This window comes from Methylobacterium gregans (assembly GCF_022179245.1).
In the GTDB taxonomy this organism is placed as follows: domain Bacteria; phylum Pseudomonadota; class Alphaproteobacteria; order Rhizobiales; family Beijerinckiaceae; genus Methylobacterium; species Methylobacterium gregans.
Genome location: NZ_BPQM01000084.1, coordinates 1 through 24,047 on the forward strand (window position 1 = coordinate 1; position 24,047 = coordinate 24,047).

General features: G+C 72.1%; 23 protein-coding genes and 1 tRNA gene. 14 read left to right on the forward strand and 10 right to left on the reverse strand.

All coding sequences use genetic code 11. The features are described 5' to 3' along the window. Both MFF54_RS16915 and MFF54_RS16920 read left to right on the forward strand, forming a co-directional pair. Positions 1-819: outer membrane protein (locus MFF54_RS16915; protein WP_238304011.1), on the forward strand; the 819-nt coding region annotated here is incomplete at its 5' end. 238 nt (positions 820-1,057) lie between these two features. Beyond that, the gene (locus MFF54_RS16920) at positions 1,058-1,798 is read left to right on the forward strand and encodes a DUF2076 domain-containing protein (RefSeq protein WP_238304012.1); all 741 of its coding nucleotides are present in this window, start codon (positions 1,058-1,060) and stop codon (positions 1,796-1,798) included. A 43-nt stretch (positions 1,799-1,841) separates the two neighbouring features. On the opposite strand, the gene MFF54_RS16925 is transcribed toward MFF54_RS16920, so the two are convergent. After that, entirely contained in the window at positions 1,842-2,693 is an 852-nt protein-coding gene (locus tag MFF54_RS16925) for a L,D-transpeptidase (RefSeq protein ID WP_238304013.1), read from the reverse strand. A gap of 253 nt (positions 2,694-2,946) precedes the next feature. Between MFF54_RS16925 and MFF54_RS16930 the strand changes: the two genes are divergently transcribed. From MFF54_RS16930 to MFF54_RS16950, 5 genes are all read left to right on the forward strand, one after another. Next, positions 2,947-3,666 (forward strand): protein phosphatase CheZ, encoded by a 720-nt coding sequence (locus MFF54_RS16930; RefSeq protein WP_238304014.1) that lies wholly within the window; start codon positions 2,947-2,949, stop codon positions 3,664-3,666. 88 nt (positions 3,667-3,754) lie between these two features. Beyond that, positions 3,755-5,809 (forward strand): excinuclease ABC subunit UvrC, encoded by a 2,055-nt coding sequence (gene uvrC / locus MFF54_RS16935; RefSeq protein ID WP_238304015.1) that lies wholly within the window; start codon positions 3,755-3,757, stop codon positions 5,807-5,809. Between the two features lie 58 nt (positions 5,810-5,867). Next, entirely contained in the window at positions 5,868-6,467 is a 600-nt protein-coding gene (gene pgsA / locus MFF54_RS16940; RefSeq protein ID WP_238304016.1) for a CDP-diacylglycerol--glycerol-3-phosphate 3-phosphatidyltransferase, read from the forward strand. Between the two features lie 34 nt (positions 6,468-6,501). Beyond that, a complete protein-coding gene (gene moaD / locus MFF54_RS16945) occupies positions 6,502-6,753 on the forward strand; it encodes a molybdopterin converting factor subunit 1 (RefSeq protein WP_238304017.1) in 252 nt (83 codons plus the stop codon). Between the two features lie 163 nt (positions 6,754-6,916). Beyond that, positions 6,917-8,614, forward strand: coding sequence for a methyl-accepting chemotaxis protein (locus MFF54_RS16950; protein WP_238304018.1), 1,698 nt, complete (start codon positions 6,917-6,919; stop codon positions 8,612-8,614). A 72-nt stretch (positions 8,615-8,686) separates the two neighbouring features. Here the strand turns inward: MFF54_RS16950 and MFF54_RS16955 are convergent, their stop codons facing one another. Genes MFF54_RS16955 through aroA form a run of 3 tightly spaced genes read right to left on the reverse strand, consistent with a single transcriptional unit; the run spans position 8,687 to position 11,913 of the window. Then, positions 8,687-9,871: a multidrug effflux MFS transporter gene (locus tag MFF54_RS16955; RefSeq protein ID WP_283206288.1), complete on the reverse strand. Its 1,185-nt coding sequence runs from the start codon at positions 9,869-9,871 to the stop codon at positions 8,687-8,689. 55 nt (positions 9,872-9,926) lie between these two features. After that, positions 9,927-10,559, reverse strand: a complete 633-nt coding sequence (cmk, locus tag MFF54_RS16960; RefSeq protein ID WP_238304019.1) for a (d)CMP kinase — start codon at positions 10,557-10,559, stop codon at positions 9,927-9,929. A gap of 4 nt (positions 10,560-10,563) precedes the next feature. Continuing rightward, positions 10,564-11,913 (reverse strand): 3-phosphoshikimate 1-carboxyvinyltransferase, encoded by a 1,350-nt coding sequence (gene aroA, locus MFF54_RS16965; RefSeq protein ID WP_238304020.1) that lies wholly within the window; start codon positions 11,911-11,913, stop codon positions 10,564-10,566. Positions 11,914-12,221: 308 nt separating this feature from the next. Here aroA and MFF54_RS16970 point away from each other — a divergent pair, with 308 nt between their 5' ends. Beyond that, positions 12,222-12,602 carry a TIGR02300 family protein gene (locus tag MFF54_RS16970; protein WP_238304021.1) on the forward strand — a complete coding sequence of 127 codons (381 nt, stop codon included), beginning with the start codon at positions 12,222-12,224 and terminating at the stop codon, positions 12,600-12,602. 192 nt (positions 12,603-12,794) lie between these two features. Further along, positions 12,795-12,870: transfer RNA gene (locus MFF54_RS16975), tRNA-Ala, on the forward strand. 173 nt (positions 12,871-13,043) lie between these two features. On the opposite strand, the gene MFF54_RS16980 is transcribed toward MFF54_RS16975, so the two are convergent. Then, entirely contained in the window at positions 13,044-13,280 is a 237-nt protein-coding gene (locus MFF54_RS16980) for a DUF6894 family protein (protein WP_238304022.1), read from the reverse strand. Between the two features lie 275 nt (positions 13,281-13,555). Here MFF54_RS16980 and MFF54_RS16985 point away from each other — a divergent pair, with 275 nt between their 5' ends. The 4 genes from MFF54_RS16985 (at position 13,556) to MFF54_RS17000 (ending at position 15,623) form a co-directional block, all read left to right on the forward strand. Continuing rightward, positions 13,556-14,011, forward strand: coding sequence for an RrF2 family transcriptional regulator (locus MFF54_RS16985; protein ID WP_283206290.1), 456 nt, complete (start codon positions 13,556-13,558; stop codon positions 14,009-14,011). Positions 14,012-14,097: 86 nt separating this feature from the next. After that, positions 14,098-14,370, forward strand: coding sequence for a hypothetical protein (locus MFF54_RS16990; RefSeq protein WP_238304024.1), 273 nt, complete (start codon positions 14,098-14,100; stop codon positions 14,368-14,370). Between the two features lie 196 nt (positions 14,371-14,566). Next, a complete protein-coding gene (locus MFF54_RS16995) occupies positions 14,567-15,130 on the forward strand; it encodes a GntR family transcriptional regulator (RefSeq protein WP_238304056.1) in 564 nt (187 codons plus the stop codon). 73 nt (positions 15,131-15,203) lie between these two features. After that, complete coding sequence (locus MFF54_RS17000) at positions 15,204-15,623, forward strand: DUF2147 domain-containing protein (protein WP_238304025.1); 420 nt, start codon at positions 15,204-15,206, stop codon at positions 15,621-15,623. A 69-nt stretch (positions 15,624-15,692) separates the two neighbouring features. Here MFF54_RS17000 and MFF54_RS17005 read toward each other — a convergent pair whose 3' ends face one another. From MFF54_RS17005 to MFF54_RS17020, 4 genes are all read right to left on the reverse strand, one after another. Then, complete coding sequence (locus MFF54_RS17005; protein ID WP_238304026.1) at positions 15,693-16,358, reverse strand: L,D-transpeptidase; 666 nt, start codon at positions 16,356-16,358, stop codon at positions 15,693-15,695. A gap of 195 nt (positions 16,359-16,553) precedes the next feature. Next, the gene (locus MFF54_RS17010; protein ID WP_238304027.1) at positions 16,554-17,372 is read right to left on the reverse strand and encodes a transglutaminase-like domain-containing protein; all 819 of its coding nucleotides are present in this window, start codon (positions 17,370-17,372) and stop codon (positions 16,554-16,556) included. 67 nt (positions 17,373-17,439) lie between these two features. Continuing rightward, the gene (locus MFF54_RS17015; protein ID WP_238304057.1) at positions 17,440-18,003 is read right to left on the reverse strand and encodes a response regulator; all 564 of its coding nucleotides are present in this window, start codon (positions 18,001-18,003) and stop codon (positions 17,440-17,442) included. Positions 18,004-18,142: 139 nt separating this feature from the next. Then, positions 18,143-19,330, reverse strand: a complete 1,188-nt coding sequence (locus MFF54_RS17020) for a transglycosylase SLT domain-containing protein (RefSeq protein ID WP_238304028.1) — start codon at positions 19,328-19,330, stop codon at positions 18,143-18,145. A gap of 244 nt (positions 19,331-19,574) precedes the next feature. Between MFF54_RS17020 and alaS the strand changes: the two genes are divergently transcribed. Further along, complete coding sequence (gene alaS, locus MFF54_RS17025; RefSeq protein WP_238304029.1) at positions 19,575-22,265, forward strand: alanine--tRNA ligase; 2,691 nt, start codon at positions 19,575-19,577, stop codon at positions 22,263-22,265. A 305-nt stretch (positions 22,266-22,570) separates the two neighbouring features. Here alaS and cysG read toward each other — a convergent pair whose 3' ends face one another. Then, positions 22,571-24,025 (reverse strand): siroheme synthase CysG, encoded by a 1,455-nt coding sequence (gene cysG, locus MFF54_RS17030; protein ID WP_238304030.1) that lies wholly within the window; start codon positions 24,023-24,025, stop codon positions 22,571-22,573. Positions 24,026-24,047: the final 22 nt, after the last annotated feature.

Genomic DNA, 24,047 nt, shown 5'->3' on the forward strand with positions numbered 1-24,047 from the left:
GCCGCCCCGCCGCCGGTCTTCACGCCGGTTCCGGTCTTCACCTGGACGGGCTTCTACGCCGGTTTCAACGCGGGCTACGGCTTCGGCACGGGCGATGACCGCGCCCCCACCGTCGTCGCCGTCTCGCCCGGCACCCGCCTCTTCGCCGCCGGCAACACCTTCACCTCGGGCGTGCTCGCCTTCGGTGGTGAGCGCTCCTCCGACGGCTTCGTCGGCGGTGGCCAGATCGGCTACAACTACCAGCTGACCCCCGGCTCGGGCGTGGTCATCGGTGTCGAGGCCGACGCCCAGTACGCCGATTTCGGCCGCAACCGGAACCGCTTCGCCTTCGCGGCGCCCGCCGGCAGCACCCTGGTTCCCGGCTCGCTCGTCTACAACCCGAACGGCCTGTCGAGCCTCGACTACTTCGGCACCGTGCGCGGCCGCCTCGGCTACGCCTTCGACCGCACCCTCGTCTACGCCACCGGCGGCTTCGCCTACGGCTCGGGCGGCGGCCGCGACTTCGGCCTGCCCAACTCCAGCCGCGACGACTTCCAGACCGGCTGGACCGTGGGCGGCGGCGTCGAGTACGCGCTCCCGACCGACTCGTTCCTGAACTTCTTCCGCTCCTCGGCCGTGACGCTGAAGGTCGAAGGTCTCTACGTGAACCTCGACCAGGGCAGCCGTAACAACGGCGCCTTCGCCACCAACTTCGCCGGGCAGACCTACGTCGCCGGCGGCCCGAACACCCTCCTGGTCTCGGGTCTGGCCAATGCCCGTCGCGACACCGAGTTCGCCGTCGTCCGCGCCGGTGTGAACTACAAGTTCGGCTCGTACTAAGACCAAGCTCTCCGGGTGCCGGCCGGCCTTGCGGTCGGCGCCCGCGTGCGCTTTTCGAAGCCCGGCCGCGTGCCGGGCTTTTTCGTTTGGGTTCGACTTTAATCCCGAAAATCTTACCGTCGCGAACGGCGAAGTTTTCGCATCCGCCCCTGACAAAGGACTGGCGCCCTCCCCATTTGCTCTGGCGTCCGCGCGGCCCGTGATTGCCCGCGGGTCGTGACTCGAGGAGGACGACCCCATGAACAGCGAAGAACGCGACGTCATCAACGGCATCTTCCAGCGCCTGGAGCAGGCCGCGAGCCAGCCCCGCGACGCGGATGCCGAGCGCTTCATCGCCGACCGGATCCGTCAGCAGCCCTACGCGCCCTACGCGATGGCCCAGCTGATCTACGTGCAGGAGGAGGCGATCAAGAGCCTCAACCAGCAGCTGGAGGAGGCGCGCCGCCAGCAGGCGCAGCCGCAGAGCTCCGGCGGCGGCTTCCTGTCGAGCATCTTCGGCGGCGGCCAGCGCCAGGAGCCCCCGCGCCCGCAGGGCGGCGCCTGGGGCGGCCAGCCCGGCTACGGCCAGCAGCCCGGCTACCCGCAGCAGGGGCCGCAGGGCTACCCGCAGCAGGGCGGCTATCCCCAGCAGGGCGGCCCGCAGGGTGGTCCCTGGGGCGGCCAGCCGCAGCAGCCGGCGCGCGGCGGCGGCTTCATGGCGACCGCCCTGCCGATGGCGGCGGGCGCGGCGGGCGGCATGCTGCTCGGCAGCGCGCTGTCCAACGCTTTCGCGGGCGGCCACTCGCAGCTCGGCAGCGCGGCCGCGGCGGGGCTCGGCGGCGGCGGCGAGACGGTCGTGAACAACTACTACGGCTCGGACAACGCCAACACGCAGGATTTCGGCGCCCCGCTCGGCGGCGGCTACGATGACGGCGGCGCGGGCGGCGGCGAGGACTTCGCCGGCGACATGGACGGCGGCGACGACAGCGACTGGGCCTGAGGCTCCAGGGGCCGGCGCCGCGACCCGCGCGGCGCCGGCCCCATCACATCACCTCGACGCGCGTGCCGACCGGCACGCGCTCGTAGAGGTCGACCACGTCTGCGTTCATCATGCGGATGCAGCCCGAGGAGACCGACTGGCCGATCGTGTGCGGCTCGTTGGTGCCGTGGATGCGGTAGAGCGACGAGCCGAGATAGAGGGCGCGCGCGCCCAGCGGGTTCTCCGGGCCGCCCGCCATGTGGCGGGGCAGGTCGGGGCGGCGGGCCAGCATCTCCCGCGGCGGCGTCCAGTCCGGCCACTCCGCCTTGCGGCTCACCGTCTTCAGTCCAGCCCAGGCGAAGCCCGGCCGGCCGACGCCGATGCCGTAGCGCAGCGCCCGGCCGCCCGGCTGGACGAGGTAGAGATATTTGTTGGGCGTATCGACCACGATGGTGCCCGGCCGCTGCGGCCCGTGATAGGCGACCTCCTGACGCTGGAAGCGCGGGTCGAGGCCGCGGCCGATCCGCTCCTCGCGGGGTTCGGCTGCCTGCTGCATGGCCTCCTGCGGCACAGGGCCGGTCATCGGATCGGCCGCGCCTGGATAGGGCCAAGCCTCGGCCCGCGAGGCCGCGACGGGCGCCTGCGGCAGGGCGGCGTGGCGCTCTGGCTGCCAAGCCCGGCCCGGGACCGCGGCGCCGTAGCGCGTCGCACCCGGATAGGCCGGATAGGCGCGCGGGCCGGGATCCGCGTAGGCGGCCGCGCTCCGCGCGGGCACGCTGCCGGTCATCAGGTACTCGATCAGGCCGCCGCCATAGGCGCCCGGCTCGGCGTAGCGGGCCTGCGCCGCCGCCGGCCCGATCCCCGCCGTGGCGAGGACCACCACCGCGCACACTCCCAACCGCACACGCCCCGCCATCGTCCACCCCCCGCGCCTGACGGGCTTGGAAGTCGGCCCGCTCGCCCTGGACGATCCGGCCAGCCCCCGCGAATCCGGTGAAGGAAGATGGTGAATCCAGCCGCACGTCCGGGATCTCCCCCGGCGCGACGGATTCAGCGTGAACCCTCCCTTAAAGATCGGATCCACCGATCCGCGTTGAAAAATTGGAAACCCTCTGGAAACCCCCTCGGCGCTAATCTTGGCAGAACGTCCAGAAGGCCGACCCGCCGCGATGATCCAGAAGCGCTACCGCATCGAAGACAGTTTCGGCATCGCCCCGGTGCAGGCTCCGGCCGTCGCTGAGGCGGCGCCCGCCGACACGGCGCGGCTCGACGAGATCCTCGGCGCCATCCAGGACCTGCGCCGCATCACCCAGGCGAGTGCCGGCGAGACGGTGGATGCGTGTCGGCGCGAGCTCGCCGAGGCCTTCGCCATGCGCTCCGAGCTCGACGTGATGAAGGACGCGATCGCCCGGACGAAGTCCGAGATCGCTGCCCTGCACCGCTCCGAGAACACCGGCAAGGGCATGCGCCGGGCCGCGGACGAGCTCGACGCGGTGGTGGAATCCACCGAGAACGCGACCTCGACCCTTCTCACCGTGATGGAGGAGATCGAGCAGAACGCCAACATGCTGCGCGCGGGCAACCTGGGCAAGGCGGCCCAGGAGAACGTCGACGCGATCCTCGAGCGGGTCGTCGTCGCCTACGAGGCCTGCAACTTCCAGGACCTGACCGGCCAGCGCATCAGCAAGATCGTCGGCGTGATGAAATTCGTCGAGGACCATCTCGACCGGGTTCTCGAGACCTGGAACAGCCTGGAGAGTTTTCGCGATATCCTCGGCCCGGTCGATGCGGCCGATCCGGACGACGAGTCTTCGCTTCTCAACGGGCCGAAGCTCGAGGAGGATCCGGGCCATGTCGACCAGTCGGACATCGACGCGCTGTTCGACTAGAGCGCGCCGCCGAAGTCGTCGCCGGTTCGGGGAAGAGAGCGGCTCGCAGCCCCTTCCCCGGCGAATCCGGGACGCTTAGATCAGCCGCATGAGCCGGCGCGCCCCGTCAGACCTTCCGCCCGACCGCTTCGACGACGGCTCCGAGGACGGCCGCGACGACGAGGCCCCCGATCTCCTGCCCGAGGACGGCCAGGAGATCGACTTCGATTTCGAGCCGGGCGCCGTTCAGGCCGGCACCGAGGTGATCCGGCGCTTCTGGACGACGCTGCCGACCTCGCCCGGCGTCTACCGGATGTTCGACGCCAAGGGCGACGTCCTCTACGTCGGAAAGGCCAAGAACCTGAAGGCGCGGGTCGGCTCCTACGCGCGGGGCCAGGCGCACTCGAACCGCATCGCCCGGATGATCTCGCAGACGGCGGCGATGGAGTTCGTCACCACCGCGACCGAGACCGAGGCGCTGCTCCTCGAAGCGAACCTCATCAAGCAGCTCAAGCCCCGCTTCAACGTGCTGATGCGGGACGACAAGTCCTTCCCCTACATCCTCGTCACCGACGACGGGCCGGCCCCTCAGATCGTGAAGCACCGCGGCGCGCGGCGGCGCAAGGGCAGCTATTACGGCCCCTTCGCCAGCGTCTGGGCGGTGAACCGCACGGTCAACGCCCTGCAGCGCGCCTTCCTGCTGCGCACCTGCACGGACAGCTACTACGAGAACCGCACCCGGCCCTGCCTGCTCTTCCAGATCAAGCGCTGCTCCGGCCCCTGCACGGGCGAGATCGGCGAGGCCGATTACCGGGGCATGGCGGAGGCGGCCAAGCACTTCCTCGACGGCAAGTCGAACGCCGTGAAGGACCGCATGCGCGCCGAGATGCAGGAGGCCTCCGACGCGATGGAGTTCGAGCGCGCCGCGCGCTTTCGCGACCGCATCGCGGCGCTGTCCGCCATCCAGGGCGTCCAGGGGGTGAACACCCAAGGGGTCGAGGAGGCCGACGTCTTCGCGCTCGACGAGCAGGCCGGCCAGTTCTGCATCGAGGTGTTCTTCTTCCGCAACTTCCAGAACTGGGGCAACCGCGCCTACTTCCCGAAGGCCGACCGCACCATGACGCCGGAAGAGGTACTGGGCTCCTTCATCGGCCAGTTCTACGACGACAAGCCGGCGCCGCGGACCATCCTGACGAGCCACGCGGTCGAGGATGCGGAACTCGTCGCCGCCGCCCTCTCGAGCCGGGTCGAGCACCGGGTCGAGATCCACTGGCCGCGCCGCGGCGAGCGGAAGAACCTCGTCGACTACGCCCAGCGCAACGCCAAGGAGGCGCTGGCGCGGCGCCTCGCCGACACCGCCTCGCAGGGCAAGCTGCTCACCGCCCTGGGGCAGGCCTTCGGGCTGGAGCGGGCGCCGCGCCGGATCGAGGTCTACGACAACTCGCACATCATGGGCACGAACGCGGTCGGCGGCATGATCGTGGCAGGCCCCACCGGCTTCATGAAGACGCATTACCGCACCTTCAACATCAAGTCGGAGGAGCTGACCCCGGGCGACGATTACGGGATGATGCGCGAGGTGCTGCAGCGGCGCTTCAAGCGATTGGTCAAGGAGGCGCCCCGAACCGCGCGCGAGGCCGCCGTCTCGGCGCTGGAGGGCGGCGTGGCGGAGCCGGTGCCGGAGCCGCAGGCGGATTCCGACGCCTTCCCGGCCTGGCCCGATCTCGTGCTGATCGACGGCGGCAAGGGGCAGCTCGACGCGGCCCGCACGGCGCTCGAGGAGGTCGGCGTCACCGACGTGCCCCTCGTCGGCGTCGCCAAGGGCCGCGACCGGGACGCGGGCCGCGAGACCTTCTTCGTGCCCGGCCGGCCGCCCTTCCGCCTGCCGCCGCGCGACCCGACGCTCTACTTCGTGCAGCGCCTGCGCGACGAGGCCCACCGCTTCGCCATCGGCAGCCACCGGGCCAAGCGCAAGCGCGAGATGGTGAAGAACCCGCTCGACGAGATCGCTGGCATCGGCCCCACTCGCAAGCGCGCGCTCCTGCACCATTTCGGTACCGTGAAGGCGATCCAGCGCGCCGCGCTGGAGGACCTCGCCAAGACGCCCGGCGTGAACGCCGCGACGGCGCGCGCCGTGTACGACTTCTTCCATGCGGGCTCCTGAGGCGCGCGAGGGGACTGAGCCGTTGACGCCCGAGGGAAGCCGTGATTTCACCGCGCCGATGAACGCCGTCCTCCCCCGACGCCGGTCGCAGGCCTGGACGCTCGCGAACTGCCTCACCTACGGACGCCTCGTCGCCGTTCCGGTGATGGTCGGGCTGCTGTTCTGGCCCGATTCGCACACAGCCCGGTTCACGGCGCTCGCGGTCTTCGCCGCCGCCGCGATCACCGACTATCTCGACGGCTACGTCGCCCGCACCTACGGGCAATCCTCGGCGCTCGGGCGCATGCTCGACCCGATCGCCGACAAGCTGCTGGTGGCCGCCTGCCTGCTGATGCTGGTGGCCGACCAGACCATCGCGGGTGCCTCGACCTGGGCCGCGATCGTGATCCTCTGCCGCGAGGTTCTGGTCTCGGGCCTGCGCGAGTATCTCGCCGAGCTGAAGGTCGGCCTGCCGGTGAGTCGGGTCGCCAAGTGGAAGACCACGGTGCAGCTGCTGGCCCTGGGCTTCCTCGTCGCCGGGCCGGCCGGCGAGACGGTGCTGCCGGGCACCGAGCGCATCGGCCTCGTCCTCTTGTGGATCGCCGCCGCCCTCACGCTCTGGACCGGCTGGGACTACATGAGGGCCGGCGTGAAGCACGCCATCGACGACCCGCGCTGAGCGGGTCCGGTCGCGCCGCAGGAGGTCCCGTCCGATGAAGCTCGTCTATTTCGCCTGGGTGCGCGAGCGCGTTGGCCGCCCCGAGGAGGTGGTGGAGCCGCCGGCCGAGGTCCGGACGCTCGCCGACCTCGTCGGCTGGCTGCGGGGGCGCGGCGAGGAATACGCCCACGCCTTCGAGAATCCCCGGGTGGTGCGCGCCGCGATCGATCGAGTCCATGCCAAGCCCGAGGCGTCGATCGCGGGGGCCGCGGAGATCGCCTTCTTTCCGCCGATGACGGGCGGCTGACGCATCGGTGCCCGCCGCCGGGTCGAAGGCGTCAGATTACTGTAACATCGGTCGCTCAGCGCTGCTTCCCGTCGCCATGCTCGCGCTCTGGTTGCATCGTTAACGCGGCTTTCACGGCGCGCAACGCCCCTGTCATCGGCACTCCTGCTTGTCGATGGCAATCATGACTTTCCTGAACCGGGTCCCGATCATCGCGAAGGTGATCATTCCACTTCTGGTTGTTTCGCTGGTCGCGGCCGGTCTCGTGATGCAGGCGCGCGGCGCCCTGGACATCCTCGCTGGGCGGACACGGGACATCATCGACATCCAGGCCGCGCGGTTGGAGAACATCCTCGGCGCCCGCATCAACGTCACCGAGGCGACGGTCCAGAGCCGCAACATCGTTATCGAGACCCGGCCGGCCGAGCGCACCGGCTACAAGGCGCGTTACGACGAGGCGGTGGCCGCCAGCTACGTGGCGGTCGACACCCTGATCCGCCTCGCCGATACGCCCGAGCGGCGCGCGATCCTGCAGAAGGTGCGCCAGAGCGTCACCGACTATTTCGCCGTCCTCGACCGGGCGACCCTGCTGGCCCTGAAGGGCGAGCCCGAGGCGGCCGCCCGCATCGCGCTGGTCGAGGGCACCCCGGCACGCAGCGCCGTGCGCGACGCGGTGCAGCAGCGGATCGACGTTCTGACTCAGGAACTCGCGAAGGCGAAGGCGGAGGCGGCCGCCGAGGCCGCGAGCGCGACCGCCGTGCTCATCGGTACCGCCATGGCCGGCCTTGTGGCGGCCCTCGCGCTCGCCGTCGGCATCGTCGTTCTCGGCATCAGCCGGCCGCTCGGCCGTCTGGTCGCGGTGCTGCAGCGGATGGCTCGCGGCGAGATCGAGGCGGAGATCGCGGAGGCGCGGCGCGGGGACGAGATCGGCGCGGTGGGCCGCGCCGTCGAGGGCATCAAGGCGATGGTGGCGCAGAAGGCCGCCGAGCAGGCCGAGATCCGGCGCATCGCGGATGCGGCCGCCGCCGAGGAGCGCCGCCGCACCATGGTCGAGCTCGCCGACGGCTTCGAGCGCGCGGTCGGCGGCATCGTCGGCACCGTCTCCGCCTCCGCCACCGAATTGCAGGCCACCGCCCAGACCATGACGGCGGCCGCGACCCAGACCGCCGCCCAATCCACCGGCGTCGCCGCCGCCGCCGAGGAGGCGGCCGCCAATGTCGGGACGGTCGCGGCGGCGGCCGAGGAACTCGGTGCCTCGGTCGGTGAGATCGGCCGGCAGGTCGCCGGCTCGGCCGACCTCGCCCGGCGGGCGGTCGGCGAGGCCGACGAGACCGCCGCACTGGTGCACGAGCTGAGCGGCGCGGTCTCCAAGATCGGCGACGTGGTGGCGCTGATCTCCTCGATCGCGGGCCAGACCAACCTGCTGGCCTTGAACGCCACGATCGAGGCGGCGCGCGCGGGCGAGGCGGGCCGGGGCTTCGCGGTGGTGGCCAGCGAGGTGAAGGAGCTCGCCTCCCAGACGGCGCGGGCCACCGAGGACATCTCGGCCCAGATCGGGCGGATCCAGGGCTCGACGGAGCAGGCCGTGCAGGCGATCGGCAGCATCACGGGCCGGATCCGCGAGATCTCGGGCGTGGCGACCTCGATCGCGGCGGCGGTAGAGGAGCAGGGGGCGGCGACCCAGGAGATCGTCCGCAACGTCGCCCAGGCCTCGGTCGGCACCAGCGCTGTGACCGGGAACATCGTCGGCGTGGCCCGGGCCTCGGAGGATACCGGCGCCGCCGCCGCCCAGGTGCTCGGCGCGGCCGGCGAGCTCTCGCGCCAGTCCGAGCACCTCACCGGCGAGGTCGGGCGCTTCCTCGCCACCGTCCGGGCCGCCTGAAGGCGGGCACGGATCGCGACGCCGGAACGGGGGGGCGCCTGAGGCGGCCTCCCGCACGTCCGGGCGGCCGCCTCAGGCGCGCCGCAACGCGATGCCCGCGACGGTCGCGGCCCCGAGCAGCGTGGCGGCGACAGGGGTCGCGCTGCTCTGATGCCAGAGCCCGACCGCGACGGTGAAGACGGCGCCGAAGGTCATCTGGGTGAAGCCGTAGAGGCTGGAGGCCGCGCCCGCCGCGCGCGGGTCGACGTTCATCAGCCCGGCCACCGCGTTCGGGCCCACGAGGCCGACGCCGACCGCGTAGACGATGAGCGGGAGGATCAGGCTGACCAGACCGAGGAGGCCGGACTGGTCGATCGCCAGGAGCGTGCCGGCACCCGCGAGGCAGACGAGGTTGCCGGTCCGGGCGAGGCGCCGGATCGGTACGCGGCCGGCCAGCCGGTTCGCCGCTACCGCCCCCGCCACCATGCCGAACACCACGATCAGGCAGTCGAGCCCCACCTCGCCCGACGAGCGGCCGAGCCGGTCGACGAGCAGGAAGGGCGCCACCGCCAGGAAGGCGTAGAGGCTGGTGCCCGCGCAGGCGCCCGCCACCAGATAGGCCCGGAAGACCGGGATGCGCAGGAGCCGCAGGTAGGCCGCGGCCATCGCGCTGGGCCCCGGCAGCGCCACCGGGTGCCGGTTCGTCTCCGGCAAGGTGAAGACCACCAGTGCGCCCAGCACGCCGACCAGCAGGGCCAGCACCCCGAACACGGCGCGCCAGCCGAGCCAGATATCGACGAGGCCGCCGAGGGCCGGGGCGAGCGCGGGGGTCAGCGTCATCGCCATGGTGAGCAAGGCCATCCGGCGCGCCGCGTCGGTGCTCGCCGAGACGTCCCGCACCATGGCACGGCCGATCACCAGCGTGCTGCAGGCGCCGAGCGACTGCAGCACGCGGGCGATCACCAGGACGGTGATGTTCGGGGCGAGAAGCGCGAGGAGCAGGCCGGCGAGATAGAGGCCGAGCCCCGCGATCAGCACCGGGCGGCGCCCGTAGCGGTCCGAGAGCGGCCCGTAGACGAGCTGCCCGCCCGCCAGCCCCACGAGGAAGAGCGTGATGGTGAGCTGCGCCGCGGCCGGCGTGGTGCCGAGATCCGCGGCCGCGTCCGCCAGCGCCGGCACGAAGATGTGCAGCGCCAGCGTGCCCGTCATGGTCACGGCGACGAGGAGCGGGAAAGAGGCCCGGCGCTCGGGGCACGCAGGCGCGGCGGGCTCGCTCACGCTGCCCCTCCGCCGCCGTGCGGCAGAGGGCGGCGCGGGAGGGAGCCTCCAGGCGTCACTGGGTGCGGGCGCGATCCACCACGGCGCGGGCCGCGGCGAAGGCCTCGTCGGCGTCGAGCTCGGTCGTGTCGAGCACCACCGCGTCGGCCGCGGCCTTGAGCGGGGCAGCGCTGCGCGAGGCGTCGCGGGCGTCGCGGGCCTGGATGTCGGCGAGGATCGCCGCGAGGGAGACCGCCTCGCCGCGGCCCGTCAGCTCGCGGTGGCGCCGCCGCGCGCGCTCCTCCGCGCTCGCCGTGATGAAGAGCTTCACCCGCGCGTCCGGGCAGATCACCGTGCCGATGTCGCGCCCGTCGAGCACGGCGCCGTCGGGGGTGCCGGCGAAGCGCTGCTGCCAGGCGAGCAGCGCCGCGCGCACCGCCGGGATGCCGGAGATGCGCGAGGCCGCCTCGCCCATCGCGCGCTCGCGCAGGCGCGGGTCGGCGAGGCGGTCGGCGATCAGGCTGGCCGCCGCCCGGGACGCGGCGGCCTCGTCGTCGAGGGCGGCGCCCGCGTCGATCAGGGTCAGCGCGACCGCCCGGTAGAGCAGCCCCGTGTCGAGGTGGGGCAGGCCGTAATGGTCGGCCAGCCGCTTGGCGAGCGTGCCCTTGCCCGAGGCCGCGGGGCCGTCGATCGCGATCACCATCGGCATCGCCTTACTCCGCGATCCCGCCGCCGAGCGCCCGCATCGTCGGCAGGAAGCTCGGGAAGCTCGTGGCGATCATCGCGCCGTCGTCGACGGTGACGGGCTTGACGGTCGCCAAACCCATCACGAGGAACGCCATGGCGATGCGGTGGTCGAGATGAGTCGCGACCGTGCCGCCGCCCCGGGGCGCCGCGCCGTCGCCGTGCACCACGAGGTCGTCGCCCTCGACCAGATGGGCGACGCCGTTCGCCTTGAGGCCGGCGGCGACCGCCGCAAGGCGGTCCGATTCCTTCACCCGCAGCTCGTGCAGGCCGTTCATCCGGGTGGTGCCCTCGGCGAAGGCGGCGGCGACGGCGAGCACCGGGTACTCGTCGATCATCGCGGGCGCCCGCTCGGCCGGCACGTCCACACCCTTCAGCCGGCTCGCGCGCACCCGCAGGTCGGCGACGGTCTCGCCGCCCTCCTCGCGCTCGCGCAGGCGCTCGATGTCGGCGCCCATCTCGAGGAGCGTGGTGATCAGGCCCGTGCGCAGCGGGTTCATCATCACGCCTTGAATCGTCACCTCGGAGCCCGGCACGATCAGGGCCGCCACCAGCGGGAAGGCCGCCGAGGAAGGATCGGCCGGCACCACCACGTCGGTGCCGCGCAAGGTGGGCTGGCCGGTGAGCGCGATGCGCCGCCCGTGGCCGCCCGCGCCGTAGGACTCGACCGCGACCTCGGCCCCGAACAGGCGCAGCATCCGCTCGGTGTGGTCGCGGGTCGCGGCCGCCTCGACCACCGTCGTGGTGCCGGGCGCGTTGAGGCCGGCGAGCAGCACGGCCGACTTGATCTGGGCGGAGGCGGCGGGCGTCTCGTAGGTGATCGGGATCGCCTCTCGGGGCCCCCGCAGGGTCAGCGGCACGCGCCCGCCCTCGGCCTCGGAGACCACCTCGGTGCCCATCCGCACCAGCGGGTCGAGGATGCGGCGCATCGGCCGGCTGCGGAGCGAAGCGTCCCCGTCGAAGGTCGCGGTGACCGGCTGGCCGCCGACCACGCCCATCATCAGGCGCGAGCCGGTGCCGGCATTGCCGAAATCGAGGGTCTCGGCCGGGTCGCTCATCCCGCCGATGCCGACGCCGCGCACCACCCAGCGGCCCTCGCCGAGCCGCTCCACGCCCGCGCCCAGCGCCTTCGCGGCGGCGGCGGTGCGCAGCACGTCGTCACCCTCCAGGAGGCCCTCGACCCGGGTCTCGCCGATGGAGAGGAGGCCGAGGATCATCGCGCGGTGCGAGATCGACTTGTCACCCGGCGGCCGGAGCGAGCCGCGCAACGGCGCGCCGGGGGAGGCGGTGAGGGGCTGGGGTTCGGAATCGTGCGACACGGGATTCGGGTCCGAAGGCGGCGGGCGGGCCGGTGAGCGCCGGTATCAACGCCGGAGGGGATCGACGGGCCGGTTAGCACCGATGGGGCGCGGCGTCATCCTGGACCGCCGGACCGGACTGTCGGCATGGGATGCCGGCCGCCCGGCCTCCGCAATGCCCGCCGCGCGCCCGGAAATCGGCCCCCCGTGGCCCGGAAGCCGCTGAGCTCCGTGCGGAAATCGGCCTGCCCCGTGCACCATTTGACAGCTGTCCGCGCCGCGACTAACGGGGCCCCTCCCCTGACAGCCCCCTGACGAGGTTTTCGCCCGTGGCCAGACCGGAACTCGGCTTGAAGCGCCAATGCATGAACTGCGGCGCGAAATTCTACGATCTCGCCCGCGACCCGGCCGTCTGTCCCAAGTGCGGCTCGGCCTATCAGGCGACGACGGCGAGCCGCGTCGCCGCCCCGGCCCTGTCCCGCAGCGCGAGCACGGACGACGAGGACGAGACGGACGAGAAGGGGCCGGAGATGGTCTCCCTCGATGAGGTCGAGGCCGCCGAGGACGACGTGGATACCTCGGGCGACAACGATTCCGGAGACGATGCGGGCGGCGACGACGATGCCGACACCTTCCTGGAGGAAGAGGATTCCGGCGACGACGTCTCCGATCTGATCGACGGCGACATCGAGAACGACGAGGAGAGCTGACCTCCCGCCCCACCGGCCGCCCGAGCCGCTTCGGGCGGCGCCGATCCGAAAATGATCGATCGGTGCGAAAAAGGGGGTTGAGCGCGGATCGGCATCCGCTTATAGAACCGGCCTCGCCAACGCCCGAGGGCAGACACCCCGCGGCATCGGCGAGGCGCCATCCGGAACCAGACCCGGATGGATGATGAATGTGGGGCCTTAGCTCAGCTGGGAGAGCGCTTCCATGGCATGGAAGAGGTCATCGGTTCGATCCCGTTAGGCTCCACCATCACCCTCCCGCACCTTGATGGCGGGAACGCCTCGACGCCGAGGCGGCCTTCGCCCAAGCCCTCGACGTCAGCCACAGTGCGGCCCGCATCGCCGTGTTCTTCCGGATCCTGCGGGCAGCGTGCCGCGTCTCTTGGGCCGCTCCTTTGCGCCTCTCCCTTGGCCCATTCGCGCTCAGACGACCGGCGTACTCGCCAGGGAGAGGGCGCAGGTCGCGACCACCCGGCGTTGATCGTCGCGGATGCTCACCGAGAGGTGAAGCGGGTCGTGCCGGAAGACCTCGTCGCGCGCGATGTCGGCCAGCAGCCGCCTGCCCTGATCCTGGGCCGAGGCGGCATCCGGCCACTCGCTGCCCTCCTCGTCCCGGTGCGAGAGCTCGTGATCGTGGATGTCGAAGAAGAAGTGCGGCATCTTGGGGTCGTGAGATAGGCAGCTTTCGCCAGGACGGTCGGCGACCGTCCGCGGCCGTGCCGGACGCGAGGGGGACAGCGCAGCCGATAGCGGGCTGGTGCACCCATCTTGTAGGCCGCGATGCGGGCGGCTCATACAAGTAACTTGTGTGCGAGTTTTCGACGTTGCGGTTTATAAGGCGGCGCATGGGTGATGCTGCCGGCCTGGTGTAGAACGGCCGAAGAACTGATTTTCGGGCCTCTGGGGCCGCTCTCGACCGGGGGGCCGACCTGCGTCTGTCGCTCTACACGGACTTCTCGCTGCGGCTGCTGCTGTATCTCGGCGCGGTGAAGGCGGATGGCTGGGCCACGACGCCGGACATCGCCCGGACCTTCGGCATCTCGGCGCACCATCTGCACAAGGCGGTCCAGGGTCTGGTGCGGGCGGGCTTCGTCGTGGCGAAGCAGGGCCGGACCGGCGGCGTGCGCCTCGCGCGCGAGCCCGCCGCGATCCGCCTCGGCGCTGTCGTGGCGGAGCTGGAGGGCACCGGCTGCCTGATCGATTGCGGGCGGGGCCCCTGCCCGCTCGCCGCGCATTGCCTGATCAAGCACGCGCTCGACGCCGCCGAGCGCGGCTTCATCCGGGAGCTCGACCGCTTCACCCTAGCCGACGTGCTGGCCGACCGGACCGGGGCGACCCTGGGCGGCCTGATCGCGGCCGACCGGGCGCGGCAAAAGACGCCCTCGGCCTGATGCGCCGGCCCGTGGACCGGGCGCGGCCGTAACGAATCGTCCGCGCCGCCGTTGACCCGGGAGGATGCCGTCCCGCGGAGGCCCGAATGCCCGTGCTCGCCCTCGCCGCCCTGCTCGCCGGCGCGCTGGTCGCCCTGCCGACCCCGGCCGCGACGGCCGGTCTCGACCGCGGCAGCCCTTTCTACCGCGCCGCCCCCTACGTGCCCCCCTCCGCCGCGACCTTCAGCGCGCCCGCCGAGGCGGAGCGGTTCCGCCCGGTCCACGTGGCGCCCCCCATACCTCCGGGCGGCCGGCTGCCGGACCAGCGTACCGGACCGGTGCGTGACCATGTGGTGCGCGACATCTGCGTCGGTTGCTGATGCGGGTTGCTGGTGCAGGTGCCGAGTAGCGGTGTCTGGTGCACTGCACCCGCCGCGCTCCATGCCCGATGGACGATCCGGCGGCCGCCCGCTATGGCGGATCGGCGATCCCCAGAATCCGTCTCATCCGGCCCTTGGTCCGATGCGTCTCCCCCCAACCCTGCCGGCCCTCGTCCTGGCCTGCCTCGCGGTGCTCATGCCACTCTCTCCCGCCAGGGCCGAACCCGTCGAGGCCGCGCGGCGGGCGGAGGCGGCCGGGCTCGCCGAAGCGCTCCAGGCCCGCATCCTGGCGTCGCCGAGCGCGACGGCCGTGCTGGAGGCGTGGTGCGCCGAGCGCGGCCTCAGCCCCGAGCCGCGCCTCGTCGCCCGGCGCATGCCCGCGCCCGACAAGCCGCCGAGCGCCGAGCAGCGCGGGCGCCTCGGCGTCGGCCCGGACGAGCCCGTGCGCTACCGCCGGGTGCGCCTCGCCTGCGGCCCGCACGTCCTCTCAGAGGCCGACAACTGGTACGTCCCGGGCCGCCTCACACCCGAGATGAACCGCGCCCTCGACGAGACCGACGCGCCCTTCGGCCGGGTGGTACGCCCGCTCGCGCCGGTGCGCCGCAACATCGGCCTGCGCGCGCTCGACCAGGCCGCGGCGCCGGGGCGCGACACCCCGCTCTTCGCGGTGGAGGCGGTGCTCGCGACCGCCGACGGCCTGCCCTTCTGCGAGGTGGCCGAGACTTATCTCGGTGCGGTGCTGGGGCCTGTCAGGCCCTGACCTTGGCGCGGGCCGGATCCTCCGGCTAAGAGCCTCGCGGTCCGGCCGCGCGCCGGGCGATCGGGAGGATTCCATGACACCGCGCCGCCGTTCCACGCTCCGCGCCGCCGGCCTGCTGGCCGCCTTGCTGGCCGCCGCGCCCGGCCACGCGGCCGGCGATCCCAGCGGCATCTGGCTCACCGAGACGGGCGACTCGAAGGTGCGGCTCGCCCGCTGCGGTGCCGGTTATTGCGGCACGCTGGTCAGCGTCTCGGGCAAGGGCCTCGACGCGAACAACCCCGATCCGGCGCTTCGCGGCCGCAGCGTCGTCGGCGTCCAGATCGTCAACGCCCCGAACGCCTCCGGGGACGGCTACTCGGGCACGCTCTACAACCCGAAGGACGGCAAGACCTACTCGGGCACGCTCAAGATGACCGGGCCGAACACCGTCGAGGTCTCGGGCTGCGTGATGAGCGTGTTCTGCAAGAGCCAGACCTGGAAGCGGGCCAACTGACGGACCGCAAAACGCGAACGCCGCGCCATCCTGGGATGACGCGGCGTTCGGACAGGCCGATGGCCCGGTTCAGTTGAGCACGACGACCTTGGCGCCGACCTTCACGCGCTCGTAGAGGTCGGTGACGTCCTCGTTGGTCATGCGGATGCAGCCCGAGGAGACGGCCTGACCGATCGTGTCCGGTTCGTTGGAGCCGTGGATGCGGTACTCGGTCGAGCCGATATACATGGCGCGGGCGCCGAGCGGGTTCTCGATGCCACCGGCCATGTAGCGCGGCAGATCGGGGCGGCGGGCGAGCATCGCGGCCGGCGGCGTCCACGACGGCCACTCGCGCTTGGCGGTGACGGTCTTGGTGCCCGACCACGTGAAGCCGGGGCGGCCGACGCCGACGCCGTAGCGGATCGCCTCGCCGTTCGGCATCACGAAGTACAGGCGCCGCTCCGAGGTCGAGACCACGATCGTGCCCGGCTTGTAGGGGGCGTTGAAGGCGACGATCTCGCGCGGGATCGGCTGGACCTGCGCCTGCGGCGCGGCCTGGACGCCCTGGCCGTAGCCCGGCTGGTAGGCGCGGCCCGGCGTGCCCTGGTAGCCGTAGGGCTGATCGGCACCGCCGTAATAATCCTCGGCATCGCTGGCGCCGAAGGGGTCGTAGTAGGACGAGGCGGCGTGCGCCGGAACCGCAGCAAGAAGCGATGCGCCGAACAGAGCGGCGAGCACAGTGGCGGAGGTCTTCATGATGAACCTGCCTGAGCAATAACCTTTGCCATTACAAGCGTGAGCATAGGCACAGGGTTCCACAGGGCCGCGAAGATTTTGCTCTGTGGCGGAATACCGGTACGGGTCAGGACGTTCGCCGCATCCCTGCACCGGTTTGTTCCGCGTTGTTCACGGGCGCGCGAGGCGGGACCTCCGGGCGGTCCGCGAGGGCTCTCAGAAGACTTCGTCGGTGTGCACGTCGAACCGGGCGAGGCTCTGGAATCCGAAATTCGTCGTGATGGCGACGTCCGTGGCGTCGCGCCCGCGCGCCATCACGATGCGGCCGATGCGGGGCCGGTTGTGGCGCGCGTCGAACGTGTACCAACGCGGCCCCTCGGGGCCTTCGAGGAACACCTCGAACCAGGCCGAGAAGTCCATCGGCGCCGGGTCCTTCGGCACGCCGATATCTCCGAGATAGCCCGTGGCGTAGCGCGCCGGGATGTTCATGCAGCGGCAGAGTGTGACGGCGAGATGTGCGAAGTCCCGGCAGACGCCCTCCTGCTGGGTGTGGCCGTCATGGGCCGAGCGCGTCGCGTCCGCCCGCATGTAGTCGAAGCGGATGCGGTTATGGGTGTAGTCCACGATCGCCTGGACGCGGGCCCAGCCCTCCGGCGTGTTGCCGAACAGGTTCCAGGCGGTCTGGGCGAGCTTGTCAGTGTCGCAGTAGCGCGAGCCAAGGAGGAAGACGAGCACGTCGTCCGGCAGGTCCTGCACCGGGATCTGGCGCGCCGCAGGGGCGTAGTCGTCGGGTTGCCCGGTATCCTGCACCTCGAAGGAGGCCGACATCGCGATCCGGCCGGGCGGGGCCACGATGCGGTGGCAGATGTTGTCGAACCGGTCGCGGTACTCGTGCACCGGCACCGGCGGGTCGAGGCGGATCACGTGCGGGGTGAGCACGTCCGGCATCCGCGAGGGGTGGACGCTGAGCATCAGGATCATCGGTGTTGGCTGGCCCGAATCGAAGGCGATGTCGAAACCGGTCCTGATCTTCATGGGGCACACCGCTGGGAGAGGAACGCGGCGCGATGCAAGAGCCGCGCCCTGCCCCGGCATCGGAGGATCAGAGCACGGGCGGCGGCGGCTCGCCGCTCGCGCGCTCGGCCTCGACCAGAACGTCGAGCGGGCGCCAGGGTTTCTGGATGAACACCGCTTCGGGCGGCAGGTCGGGCCGGCTCACCCCGTGCCCGGAGGTGATCACGAGCCGCGCGCGCGGCCAGAGCGTCGCCACCGCGTGCGCCAGCTGCAGCCCGTCCATGGCGCCGGCCAGCCGCACGTCGGCGAAGACCAGGGCGACGTCGCCGCCGCGCTCCTGCAACACTCGCAGCGCCGCCTCGGCGCTGTCGCAGCCGATGACGGCGAGCTCGGTCTCCTCCAGCAGGGTCTCGGCGAGGTCGCGGATCTGGGGCTCGTCCTCGACCACAAGGGCGAGGCGCTTCGGTTCCGCGGCGGCGGGCGCGGGCGCCGCCTCTGCGGCCGGCTCCGACTCGGCCTGACGCACGCGCCGGACGAGGGCGGCGAGGTGCTCCGGCACGCCCTCGGCCACGAGGTCGTCGTAGAACGAGGCCAGGGTCTGCCCGATCTGGTCCAGGGGAACGCCCGGCGAGAGCGTGTCCAGCGCGGGAATGCGCCGCGCGCCGGCCCCGTCGCGGTCCGCTGTGCTCAAAATACCTCCCGAACGCTTCTGCCCGCCCCGGTCGGGGCCTCTGGAAAGAAGTCGGGAACCGGCCGTCAGTTGCGCGAGGCCCCCGCGATTCCGCGGGGCTCTACGGCGTGGCGGGCGCGTCGGCGTCCGCGAAGGCCATGATCCCCGAGACCGCGCGCACGTTCTGGTAGCGGGCGCCGCGGGTGTTCATCATCGCCTCGAACTTCTCGTGCACCTGGGCGACCGAGAGGCTGACGGCCTTCTTGGCCCGGCGCCCGCGCTGGGCGGCGGAGGCGAAGAAGATGGTGCGGTTGGCCCGCGCCGGCCCCGGAAGGAGGGCGGCGGCGGCGGCGCCCGGCGTGTTCACGACCTTGGCCAGGAACTCCTCGGCGTCGTCCGGCCCGAGGAAGTGGGCGAGGTAGACCTCGCCGAGCGTCAGCTCGCGGCCGATGCGGAGCGCGATGCGGGCGGCGTCGCGCTTCAGCATCTCGCCCGCCATCAGGGCCGACAGGTATGGATCGCGGCGCAGTTCGAGGATGCGGGCGCGCTCGGCCGGGTCCTGCACGGAGGGCCGGTCGTTGGCGTCGGCCACCACCAGGGCGGCGTCCTTCTCCAGGCCGTACTTGGCGCCAAAATCGCGCACCACGCCGAGCCAGGTCCGCTCGATGAACTGGTAGAGGCCGGTGGCCGAGGAGGTCTTGGCCTGGACCGCGGTAATGAAGCTCGACTCCTTGTCGGCCACCGCCATCAGCAGCACGGGATCGGTCTGCACGGCCTGGGCGGCCTTCACGATGGTCTGGACGAGGTGGCGCCGGATCTTCATCGGGCCGAATTCCAGCACGTCGTTCGGGTCGCCGACCGCGCTCTCCGACAGGAGGAAGTCGTACGAAACGCGGTCGACGCTGTTCGAGCCGAGATCGGTATCGAGATCGTGAACCTGCGCGAAGGCCGTCGAGGCGCGCAGCGGCGCGCGGGGCGCCGGGTTCTCGACCGCGCGCGGAGCAAGCGAGACGGTCTGCACCCGGGGGCGCGGCATCTGGATCTCGGTGGCGGCGTGCGCTGTCGAGACCGCGGTGTCGAGGCCGATCCGGCCGAGTTCGGCCCCGGAGCCGATCAGCACCGCGCTCAGGCCGCCGGCGACCAGGGTGACGGAGAGGAGGGAGCGGGCGAGCGCCGGGCGGCTGCCGTGGTCGCGTCCCACCCGGGTCTCGGCCGTGATGGCGTCGGCCGGGCCGGCACCGAAGCGGGAGGGCGCCTTGCTGGCGACAGAGGAGGCGTTGCGCGACGTTCCGACGGTGCGGCCCTGCATTGCGACTCACGTGCCCTGATCACGCGCCGGTGACGGCGCCCTGTCCGTGAGATGGCTTGACAGATGTGGCGACAACACGGCCGCGCTTGGGACGATCCTGTGGCAAACGCCGCCCCGACTGGGGCGAGCTTAGCCGTAGAATGTCACCCGTGACTTAATCGGTCCGCCTCGGCTAAGAGGGCGCGAACGCGCCGGCCTCGGCTGAGGCGCACGACACGAACGTTCCCAGCAGAGTCTATCCTCGATGAGCGGCGTCAACGAGATCCGGTCGACCTTTCTCGACTACTTCGCCAAGGCCGACCACGCCGTCGTGCCCTCGTCGTCGCTCGTCCCGAAGAACGACCCCACGCTGATGTTCACGAACGCCGGCATGGTGCAGTTCAAGAACGTCTTCACGGGCGTCGAGAAGCGGCCCTACCAGCGCGCGACCACGGCGCAGAAATGCGTCCGCGCGGGCGGCAAGCACAACGACCTCGACAATGTCGGCTACACCGCGCGCCATCACACCTTCTTCGAGATGCTCGGCAACTTCTCGTTCGGGGACTATTTCAAGCCGCGCGCGATCGAGCTGGCTTGGACCCTGATCACGAAGGAGTTCGGCCTCAAGTCCGACCGCCTGCTGGTGACCGTCTACGCGGACGACGACGAGGCGGCGACGCTCTGGAAGAAGATCGCGGGCTTCTCGGACGAGAAGATCATACGAATCGGCACCTCGGACAATTTCTGGCAGATGGGCGACACCGGCCCCTGCGGGCCGTGCTCGGAGATCTTCATCGATCAGGGCCCCGCGCTCCAGGGCGGCCCGCCCGGCTCTCCGGACGAGGACGGCGACCGCTTCCTCGAGTTCTGGAACCTCGTCTTCATGCAGTACGAGCAGATCGAGCCGGGCAACCGCCTCGCCCTGCCGCGGCCCTCGATCGATACCGGCATGGGCCTGGAGCGCATGGCGGCGATCCTCCAGGGCGTGCACTCGAACTACGAGACCGATCTGTTCCGGGCGCTGATCGACGCGGTGGCCCACGCCGTCTCCCGCGCGCCGGAGCCCGCGACGCTCGCCTCCTACCGGGTCATCGCCGACCATCTGCGCGCCGCGTCCTTCCTGGTGGCCGATGGCGTGCTGCCCTCGAACGAGGGCCGCGGCTACGTGCTGCGCCGGATCATGCGCCGCGCCATGCGCCACGCCGAGCTCATCGGCTCGCGCGAGCCGATGATGTACCGCCTCGTGCCGGTGCTCGTGCGCGAGATGGGCCAGGCCTATCCCGAACTGATGCGGGCGGAGAGCCTGATCTCCGAGACCCTGCGGCTGGAGGAGACCCGCTTCCGCCGCACGCTGGAGCGCGGCCTGGCGATCCTCGACGCCGAGAGCCGCGACCTCACGGCGGGTGGGCAGCTCTCGGGCGAGACCGCCTTCACCCTCTACGACACCTACGGCTTCCCCCTGGACCTGACCCAGGACGCGCTGAAGGCCCGCGGCATCGGCGTCGACACCGAGGCCTTCACCGCCGCCATGCAGCGCCAGAAACAGGCGGCGCGCGAGGCCTGGAAGGGCTCGGGCGAGGCCGCGACCGAGACGGTGTGGTTCGGCGTGCGCGACCGCGTCGGCGCCACCGAGTTCCTGGGCTACGAGACGGAGGGCGCCGAGGGCATCGTCGTCGCGCTGCTCCGCGAGGGCGCCGAGGTCGAGGCGCTCAAAGCCGGCGAGAGCGGGCTGATGCTCGTGAACCAGACCCCGTTCTACGCCGAGTCCGGCGGTCAGGTCGGCGATACCGGGATCGTCGCGGGTCCCGGCCTGCGCGCCCGCGTCAGCGGCACCGAGAAGAAGCTCGGCGACCTCTTCGTCCACCACGTCACCGTGGAGGAGGGCACGCTCGCGCGCGACGGCGCCGTCGAGCTGAAGGTCGATCACGCCCGCCGCCGGGCGATCCGGGCCAACCACTCGGCCACCCACCTGCTGCACGAGGCCCTGCGGCAGGTGCTCGGCGACCACGTCGCCCAGAAGGGCTCGCTGGTGGCGCCCGAACGCCTGCGCTTCGACATCAGCCACCCGAAGCCGATCGAGCCGGCCGAGTTGCAGCGGGTCGAGGACATCGCGAACGCCGTGCTGCTGCAGAACGAGCCGGTGGTGACCAAGCTGATGGCCGTGGACGACGCCATCGCGTCGGGCGCCCGCGCCCTGTTCGGCGAGAAGTACGGCGACGAGGTGCGCGTCGTCTCGATGGGCAGGCCGGTCGAGGATTCCGGCGCGCCCGCCGAGGCTCCCCGCCTGCCGAACTTCTCCATCGAGCTCTGCGGCGGCACGCACGCGGCCCGCACCGGCGATATCGGCCTCATCACCATCGTGGGCGAGAGCGCGGTCGGTGCCGGGGTCCGCCGTATCGAGGCGATGACCGCGGACGCGGCCCGCCGCTACCGCGCCGAGGAGGGCCGGGCCCTCGCCGCGCTCGCCGGCCAGCTCAAGGCGCCGGTCGCCGAGGCGCCGGACCGGCTCGCGGCGCTGATCGAGGACCGCCGCCGCCTGGAGCGGGAGCTGACGGATGCCCGCAAGAAGCTCGCGATGGGCGGGGCAACCGCAGGCGGGGGCGACGAGGCCCGCGAGGTGGCGGGCGTGAAGCTGATGGCGCGCGTGGTCGAGGGCGTCGAGATGCGCGACCTCAAGAGCCTCGCCGACGAGGGCAAGACCCGGCTCGGCTCGGGGATCGTGGCGATCGTGGGCGTGGCCGCGGACGGCAAGGCCGGCCTCGTGGTCGGCGTCACCGAGGATCTGACCGGCCGCTACGACGCGGTCGGGCTCGTGCGCGCGGGCGCGGGCCATCTCGGCGGCAAGGGCGGCGGCGGCCGCCGCGACATGGCCCAGGCGGGCGGCCCGAACGGTGCGGGCGCGCAGGCCGCGCTCGACGCGATCGCCGAGGCGCTGGCGCAGGCCCAGGCGGCCTGAGGTCGGGGCAGATCGCCTTCAAAATCCCGGGCCGGTGCCCCCGCATCCTCCCTCCCCCTCTGCGGGGGAGGGTGGCCCCTGTGTCAGCAGGGGTCGGGAGCGGGGTGAACGCTTCAGAATAGGACTGTGCCCTGCGTGACGGCCGCGCCCTTTCCGGCACTGTCACACCCCTCACCCGACCCGGCCTAACGGCCGGTCCACCCTCTCCTGCAGAGGAGAGAGGGAGAATGCGGGGGGATCGCCCGAGATGTGCAAGACGTCGTTGGCTCTGCAGGTGGGAGGCGGCAAGTCCTCAGGTCTCGGGGTCAGACCGCGACGCGCTCCACCGCCTCCGCCGCCAGCGCGGCGCCGCGCGCCTCCGACAGGGCCTCGCCCACCATCAGGATCGCCGGACCGTCGAGCCCCGCCGCCTCGATCCGGTCGGCGAGGTCGGCGGCGCTGCCGCGCACCGTCGCCTGGGTCGGGCGCGTGGCGTTGAACACCACGAGCGCCGGCGTCGTCGGCGCCAAGCCTTCCGCCACCGCCCGTTCCAGAAGCGCCCGCAGGGTGCGCTTGGGCATGTAGACCACGGTGGTGACGCTCGGATCCGCCAGCGCGCCCCAGTTCAGGTCGTCGGGCAGCGCGCCGCGACGGTCGTGGCCGGTGACGAATTGCAGGCGGCGCGCCGCGTCGCGATGGGTCAGCGAGACGCCGAGCGTGGCCGCCGCGCCCTGCGCCGCGCTCACCCCCGGCACCACCGCGACCGGGATTCCGGCGGCGCGGCAGGCCTCGATCTCCTCGCCGGCCCGGCCGAAGACCAGCGGGTCGCCGGATTTCAGCCGCACCACCTGCTTGCCCGAGCGGGCGAGCTGCACCATCAGCGCGTTGATGTCGTCCTGGCGGCAGGAGGGCCCGTGCCCGGTCTTGCCGACGAGCATCGTGCGGGCCTCGCGCCGGGCGTAGTCGAGGATCTCGGGCGCCACGAGGTCGTCGTACAGGATCACGTCGGCGTTGCGGAGCGCCCGGAGCGCCTTCAGCGTCAGGAGCTCCGCGTCGCCCGGGCCCGCGCCGACGAGCGTCACGGCGCCGCCCTTCGGCGCCGCCTCGGTCTGGGCGAGCAGCCCCGCGAGGTCGTCGGCGCCCGGCGCCCGGTCGGGCTCGGCGAAGGCGCGTTCGGTGAAGCGCTCCCAGAAGAAGCGGCGCTCGGCAAAACCGTGGAAGCGCTCGGTGACCGCTTCGCGCCAGTCGCGCGCGGCGGCGACCCATCGCGAGAAGCCCCGCGGCAGCATCGCCTCGATCCGCGCCCGCACGGTCTGGCCGAAGACCGGGGCGGCGCCCTCGGTCGAGATGCCGACGACGAGCGGCGAGCGGTTGACGATGGCGCCGAACTTCACGTCGCAGAGATGCGGCCGGTCGACCGCGTTGACGATGGCGCCGGCGCCCCGCGCCGCGGCCACGAAGGCCACGCAGTCGCGCTCGTCCTCCATCGCCCCGATGGCGAAGGCCGCGCCCCAGAGATCCTCCGGCGTCCAGCGCCGCGCGTGGAGCGTCACGCGGCCCGAGACGATCTCGCCCGGCACCGCGCGCAGCTCCTCGCTCGCGTCCTCCGCGTAGACGTCGACCTCGGCGCCGGCGGCGGCCAAGAGCTTCACCTTCCAGGGCGCGCCGCCGTTCGAGCCCGCCAGCACCGCGCGCTTGCCCTGGAGCGGCACGAAGACGGGCAGGACGGCGAGCGGCTCCAGGCCGGCTTTGGTCTCGCGGGGTTCACGGGGACTGCGCATGAGGATGGGCTTCGACACGGGA

Excerpts from the sequence above, each read along its gene's own strand:
- MFF54_RS17000 (WP_238304025.1), top strand. The coding sequence starts at position 15,204 with ATGACACCGCGCCGCCGTTCCACGCTCCGCGCCGCCGGCCTGCTGGCC.
- uvrC (WP_238304015.1), top strand. The coding sequence starts at position 3,755 with ATGAGCCGGCGCGCCCCGTCAGACCTTCCGCCCGACCGCTTCGACGAC.
- MFF54_RS17010 (WP_238304027.1), bottom strand. The coding sequence starts at position 17,372 with ATGAAGATCAGGACCGGTTTCGACATCGCCTTCGATTCGGGCCAGCCA.
- MFF54_RS16920 (WP_238304012.1), top strand. The coding sequence starts at position 1,058 with ATGAACAGCGAAGAACGCGACGTCATCAACGGCATCTTCCAGCGCCTG.
- MFF54_RS16925 (WP_238304013.1), bottom strand. The coding sequence starts at position 2,693 with ATGGCGGGGCGTGTGCGGTTGGGAGTGTGCGCGGTGGTGGTCCTCGCC.
- MFF54_RS16995 (WP_238304056.1), top strand. The coding sequence starts at position 14,567 with ATGCCACTCTCTCCCGCCAGGGCCGAACCCGTCGAGGCCGCGCGGCGG.
- alaS (WP_238304029.1), top strand. The coding sequence starts at position 19,575 with ATGAGCGGCGTCAACGAGATCCGGTCGACCTTTCTCGACTACTTCGCC.
- pgsA (WP_238304016.1), top strand. The coding sequence starts at position 5,868 with ATGAACGCCGTCCTCCCCCGACGCCGGTCGCAGGCCTGGACGCTCGCG.
- cmk (WP_238304019.1), bottom strand. The coding sequence starts at position 10,559 with ATGCCGATGGTGATCGCGATCGACGGCCCCGCGGCCTCGGGCAAGGGC.
- MFF54_RS16950 (WP_238304018.1), top strand. The coding sequence starts at position 6,917 with ATGACTTTCCTGAACCGGGTCCCGATCATCGCGAAGGTGATCATTCCA.
- MFF54_RS16930 (WP_238304014.1), top strand. The coding sequence starts at position 2,947 with ATGATCCAGAAGCGCTACCGCATCGAAGACAGTTTCGGCATCGCCCCG.
- MFF54_RS17020 (WP_238304028.1), bottom strand. The coding sequence starts at position 19,330 with ATGCAGGGCCGCACCGTCGGAACGTCGCGCAACGCCTCCTCTGTCGCC.
- MFF54_RS16980 (WP_238304022.1), bottom strand. The coding sequence starts at position 13,280 with ATGCCGCACTTCTTCTTCGACATCCACGATCACGAGCTCTCGCACCGG.
- moaD (WP_238304017.1), top strand. The coding sequence starts at position 6,502 with ATGAAGCTCGTCTATTTCGCCTGGGTGCGCGAGCGCGTTGGCCGCCCC.
- MFF54_RS17005 (WP_238304026.1), bottom strand. The coding sequence starts at position 16,358 with ATGAAGACCTCCGCCACTGTGCTCGCCGCTCTGTTCGGCGCATCGCTT.
- cysG (WP_238304030.1), bottom strand. The coding sequence starts at position 24,025 with ATGCGCAGTCCCCGTGAACCCCGCGAGACCAAAGCCGGCCTGGAGCCG.
- MFF54_RS16990 (WP_238304024.1), top strand. The coding sequence starts at position 14,098 with ATGCCCGTGCTCGCCCTCGCCGCCCTGCTCGCCGGCGCGCTGGTCGCC.